5 protein-coding genes are annotated in these 5040 nt (G+C 70.7%); 3 read left to right on the top strand and 2 right to left on the bottom strand.

Features of this window, described 5'->3' with window-relative positions; all coding sequences use genetic code 11:
* The 3 genes from IJH84_RS04970 to egtD all read left to right on the top strand — a co-directional run.
* On the top strand, positions 1-550 hold a 550-nt coding region (locus IJH84_RS04970; protein ID WP_295140808.1), incomplete at its 5' end, for an SUMF1/EgtB/PvdO family nonheme iron enzyme.
* Between the two features lie 6 nt (positions 551-556).
* Positions 557-1309, top strand: coding sequence for an ergothioneine biosynthesis protein EgtC (gene egtC, locus IJH84_RS04965; RefSeq protein WP_295140805.1), 753 nt, complete (start codon positions 557-559; stop codon positions 1307-1309).
* Positions 1306-2277 (top strand): L-histidine N(alpha)-methyltransferase, encoded by a 972-nt coding sequence (egtD, locus tag IJH84_RS04960; protein WP_200070718.1) that lies wholly within the window; start codon positions 1306-1308, stop codon positions 2275-2277. The genes egtC and egtD overlap by 4 nt, the downstream gene beginning before the upstream one ends.
* A gap of 39 nt (positions 2278-2316) precedes the next feature.
* On the opposite strand, the gene IJH84_RS04955 is transcribed toward egtD, so the two are convergent.
* Both IJH84_RS04955 and IJH84_RS04950 read right to left on the bottom strand, forming a co-directional pair.
* Positions 2317-3204 carry an oxygenase MpaB family protein gene (locus IJH84_RS04955; RefSeq protein WP_295140801.1) on the bottom strand — a complete coding sequence of 296 codons (888 nt, stop codon included), beginning with the start codon at positions 3202-3204 and terminating at the stop codon, positions 2317-2319.
* A 171-nt stretch (positions 3205-3375) separates the two neighbouring features.
* On the bottom strand, positions 3376-4626 hold the full coding sequence (locus tag IJH84_RS04950) for a hypothetical protein (protein ID WP_295140798.1): 1251 nt from the start codon (positions 4624-4626) through the stop codon (positions 3376-3378).
* Between the last annotated feature and the right edge of the window lie 414 nt (positions 4627-5040).

The raw sequence follows: 5040 nt of genomic DNA, 5'->3' as shown, positions 1-5040 counted from the left end.
CGGCGATCGCTGGATGCGCCGCCGCTTCGGGCACGTCGAACCGGTGCCGGGTGACGAGCCGGTCATGCACGTCAGCTTCTACGAAGCCGAGGCGTACGCCCGCTGGGCGGGCAATCGGCTGCCGACCGAGCAGGAGTGGGAGAAGGCGGCCCGGTACGACCCGCGCAGCGGCCGCTCGCTGCGTTACCCGTGGGGCGATGAGGACGCGTCGCCGGAGCACGCCAACCTCAACCAGCGGCACCTGCGGCCCGCACCCGCCGGGGCGTATCCGCGCGGCGAAGCGCCTTGCGGCGCGCGGCAGCTGATCGGCGACGTGTGGGAGTGGACGGCGACGGACTTCCTGCCGTACCCGGGTTTCAACGCCTTCCCGTACCGGGAGTACTCCGAGGTGTTCTTCGGCCCGGACTACAAGGTGCTGCGCGGCGGCTCGTTCGGCACCGACGAGGCCGCCTGCCGCGGGACGTTCCGCAACTGGGACTTCCCGATCCGGCGGCAGATCTTCACCGGATTCCGCTGCGCGCGCACGCCGCGCGCGGGCGAGTTCGGCTGACCCGGGATGTGCCGTCATCTGGCCTACCTGGGTCCGGCGGTGACGCTGGAGGAGTTGTTGCTGCGCCCGCGGCATTCGCTGCTGGTGCAGACCTGGTCGCCGCGCGACATGCGCGGCGGCGGCACCGTGAACGTCGACGGCGTCGGCGCCGGCTGGTACGAGCAGGGTGCACCGGAGCGGTTCCGCAGCGCCGTTCCGATGTGGACGGACACCGCGTTCGCGGGGCTGGCGCGCAGGCAGCGGGCGAGCGCGGTGCTCGCGGCGGTGCGCTCGGCCACGGTGGGAATGCCGGTGATCGAGACCGCCTGCGCGCCGTTCACCGACGGCACCTGGCTGTTCAGCCACAACGGAGTGGTCGCCGGCTGGCCGGACTCGCTGGCCAAGGCCGCCGCGGAACTCGACGTGATCGACCTGATGACCTTGGAGGCGCCCACGGACTCCGCGGTGCTGTGGGCGCTGCTGCGGCAACGCCTGCACGCCGGGCAGGACCCGGCGCTGGCGGTGTGCGAGGTGATCGACCAGGTCGCAGCCGTGCGCCCGGACTCCCGGCTGAACCTGCTGCTGACCGACGGCTCCACCGTGTACGCCACGACCTGGAGCCATGCGCTTGCACTGCGCCGCACCGAGGACTCGGTGACGGTCTCGTCCGAACCGTTCGGCGACGACAGCGATTGGGAGCCGGTGCCGGATCGCCACCTCGTGGTGGCCGATTCCAGCACCGTGCGCGTCACACCACTTCCGGAGGGGGAACACCCGTGAGCCAACCCGAGCTGACCGTGCACTTCACCGAGGCCGACGCGGCGCGGGAACTGCGCGCCGACGTCCGCGAAGGACTGACCGACGAGCCGAAGTGGCTGCGGCCGAAGTGGTTCTACGACGCCGCGGGCAGCGAGCTGTTCGAGCGGATCACCGAACTGCCGGAGTACTACCAAACCCGTGCCGAGCACGACATCCTCGCCCGGCACGCGGTCGAGATCGCCGAGGCGGCGGGTGCGGGAACGCTGGTGGAGCTGGGGTCGGGTTCCTCGGAGAAGACCCGGCTGCTGCTGGAGGCCCTGCGCAAAACCGGCACGTTGCAGGAGTTCGTGCCGCTGGACGTCTCGGAGTCCGCGCTGCGCGCGGCGATCGACGCCATCGCGCGGGACTACCCGGACCTGGCGGTGCGCGGCATCGTCGGCGACTTCACCACCGAGCTGGCTTCGGTCCCACCGGGTCGCGGCCGGATGGTGGCGTTCCTCGGCGGCACCATCGGCAACCTGCTGCCCGCCGAGCGCGCGGAGTTCCTCTCCGCGGTGCGATCCGCGCTGCGGCCGGGGGAGTGGCTGCTGCTGGGCACCGACCTGGTCAAGGACTCCGGAAGGCTGGTGCGCGCCTACGACGACGCCCAGGGCGTGACCGCCGAGTTCAACCGCAACGTGCTGCGGGTGCTCAACCGCGAACTCGGCGCCGAGTTCGACCCGGCGGCGTTCGAGCACGTCGCGCAGTGGAACGCCGAGCAGGAGTGGATCGAGATCCGGCTGCGCGCCACCCGCCCGATGCGGGTGCACATCACCGGGCTCGACCTGACCGTGGAATTCGCCGCGGGCGAGGACATCCGCACCGAGGTCTCGGCGAAGTTCCGGCGCGCGCGGGTGGCGGGCGAGCTGGCCGCCGCCGGTTTCGAGCTCAGCCGTTGGTGGACCGACGAAGCGGGCGATTTCGCCTTGACGCTGGCCACTGCGAGCTGAGCCGGGCGGCGGGGCCGGGTTCCCGGCCCCGCCGCGGGTTCAGCTGGTCTTGCGGCGCAGCCAGCTCGGGTCGATGCCGACCGGAGCCGGGGCGCCCAGGTCTTGCGGGGTGTAGCCGTTCGGGTAGTTCGGGTAGCTGCGGTTGCCCGGGTCTTGCGCGGCCTTCGAGACCTTGCGCTCCGGCAACCGCCGCACCACCGCCGAGCGCGCGCGCAACGCGCCGCGGGAAACCGCTCCCACCCATGCCGGGGCGGCGCGGAAGCCGAACGCGGTCAGCATCCGCTCGTCCAGCAGGCTGCGCACGCCCAGCGACACCACCGGCCGCAGCGGTTTCGGGAACCAGGAGCAGAACAGCTCCAGCGTGTAGCGGCCGATGGCGTGGTTGGTGTCGGTGTAGCGGAAGTGCTCGGCCTCGAAATCCAGCTTGAACCGGCGGAATTCCTCGAAGGTCTCCGGGATGTCCTTGATCCCCATCCGGTTGCCGACGGCTTGGAAGTAGTGGAACGCGGCCGCGCGCTCGTTGGCGTGCAGCGGCCGCCAGCCGAACTGCGCGATCCAGTCGATCGGGTCGTAGACGAACGTCGACAGCACGTAGAGCATGTCGTCGTTGCTGATCACGTAGCGGCCGTGCGCCCGGTTGATCACCCGCAGCGCCTGCTTGCCGCGTTCCGAGTCGTAGCCGTGCTCGGCGAGTTCGGCCATCAGCAGCGCGGTGTCGTCGTAGCGCTGCTGCGGGCGCTTCTCGAACTCGCCGGTGGCGGCCAGCAGCGCCGAGATGCTCGGCACGCAGTAGGTGCGGAACAGCGCGAACTCCAGCGCGCGCTGGTAGTCGAACGGGAACTCGTGCCCGATCGAGATCCGGTAGATCTCCTGGTCGTCGGTCGCCGGATCGAGCGCGGCGATGTGGTGCAACCAAGTCCGCGGCATCGGGAGCCTCCTCGCGGCACGGTCGGGTCCGAGCCTTCCGGCCGGAACAACGACGCGCTCGTCCGGGATGTGACGACGGCCGCGACTCCGGCTGTTTCGTCTTGTGCGAGCGGCCGGAACCGGCGCTTCCGCCTGAGTCCGGGGGAGGCGCCGGCGCCGCTGCTGGTGGGATCAGCTCGGCGGTTGCAGGCTGTAGATCGCCCGGCTTCCCGGCTTCTCCGTCAGCGTCCAGAGGTGGTCGCTGCTGTTGTAGTAGGACAGGTCCTCGGATGGGCCCCGTCCGTCCGGCGTTCCGACCGCGTCCTTCGCGTCGAGCACGAGCTCGCCGTCCTTCTCGGTGGCGCGCGAAAGGTAGTAGGCATCCTTGTCGTAGCCCCCGGTGCCTTCGCCCCGATGCGTGAAGTACCACTTCCCGTCGTGCACCGAAGCGCCCTGGACGTACCCGGTCGGCAGCGTGTGCGCCTCCTGCGGCCGGAACCGTTCCGAATCGCCGGAAACGGGTGCGATCCTGCCGTTGTCCAGGTTCCAGGTCATGACCCGGCCGTTCGGGGCATCCTTGCCGCCGCCGCAGTACTCACCGGTGATCAACCGGTCCGGCTTGGTGCTGCGGTCCAGGCCGATGTAGGAGAAGCGGGTCGGTCCGGTGCCGCACTCGCCCGCCGGCTCCTGCACCTTGACGTAGGCGCCCACCTGGAGCATCACGTACCGGTAGTCCCCGGCCGCGGGGTCGCCGCTGCCCTCGAGGTCGAGGATGTAGTCGGTGTTGAACACCCGGATACCGCCGTTGGTGTCGGCCACGTAGAGATTCTTGCCGTACCACGCGATGCCGCCGGCGTGGATGCTCTTCCCGCCGCTGGTGAGCGGCCGCAACGTCGGGTCGTTCTGGTCGTCGCGGTCGGGGATCATCAGCAGGACGTGCCGGTACTTCTTCGTCGCCGGGTCGAGGAACGACAGCCGGACGCCTTGGTCCCCCTTGCTGTACCAGCTGGTCACGACCGGCTTCCGCGCGCCCCACTGCTCGTCGGCGACCGCGTCGGAGACGGTCGTGACGCCCTGCGGGTACCAGGCCTCGGTGTTCTGGTCGTCGCCCTGCCCGTCGACCTGGGGCTGGAAGCAGAAGGTGTGCGCGGCGCCTTCCGGTGCGTTGCAACCCTTGTCGCCTTCCGTTCCGGCGGTCCGGTTGGCGTCCTTCAGCAGGGTCTGAACCCCGACCCTGGTGTGCTGGTCCCGGATCTCGTTCGCGATGTCCAGGTACTCCCGGTTCGGCGTGCGAAGCTCGAAGCCCTTGTCGACCTGCGGTCCGGCGTTCTCGGCCGCCACCGCAGTGGCGGGTGCGCAGAGCAGTGCGGGCAGCAGCGCCATCGCCGCGAGCGCCGCGTGGCCCCGTATCCGCGAGCCGGTCGTCCGGCGGGGACTGCGCACCAGGCCTTTCCTGCGGATTTTCATGTTCCTCCCCCTGGTCAGCATGTGTGATCCAGAAACATGCTTGCCCAGGGGACGCTCCGCGTACCCGTTTCGCCGGGGATTCACCCGAATGGTCGCTGGTCGGAGCCGGTCGGCTCGCAAGGGCGACCCCGGTGGGAACGTTCCGCGGCGGTCGGTCGCGTCGGCAGGAGCTCGCCGCGCAACGGTGTCGTTGGCGGGACGCGCCGGACTCGATGGCGGGACGCGCGCCGGATCACGCCGGGGTGAGCCGCCCGCTCACGGCTCGCCTTCCGGCGGCAGCGGCGGGAATTCCACGGGGGTGCGCTGCCCGAGCGTCTGCACCGCGGTCTGGAAGTCGGTGGCCGAGAGCGACTCGACCATCAGCCGCACCGACTCGGCGACCGCCCCCGG

Origin of the sequence: Saccharopolyspora sp. (genome assembly GCF_017434145.1) — a bacterium.
In the GTDB taxonomy this organism is placed as follows: domain Bacteria; phylum Actinomycetota; class Actinomycetes; order Mycobacteriales; family Pseudonocardiaceae; genus Saccharopolyspora_C; species Saccharopolyspora_C galaxeae.
Note: the sequence above shows the minus strand (reverse complement) of the source record. Positions and strands in the feature narration are given on the sequence as shown.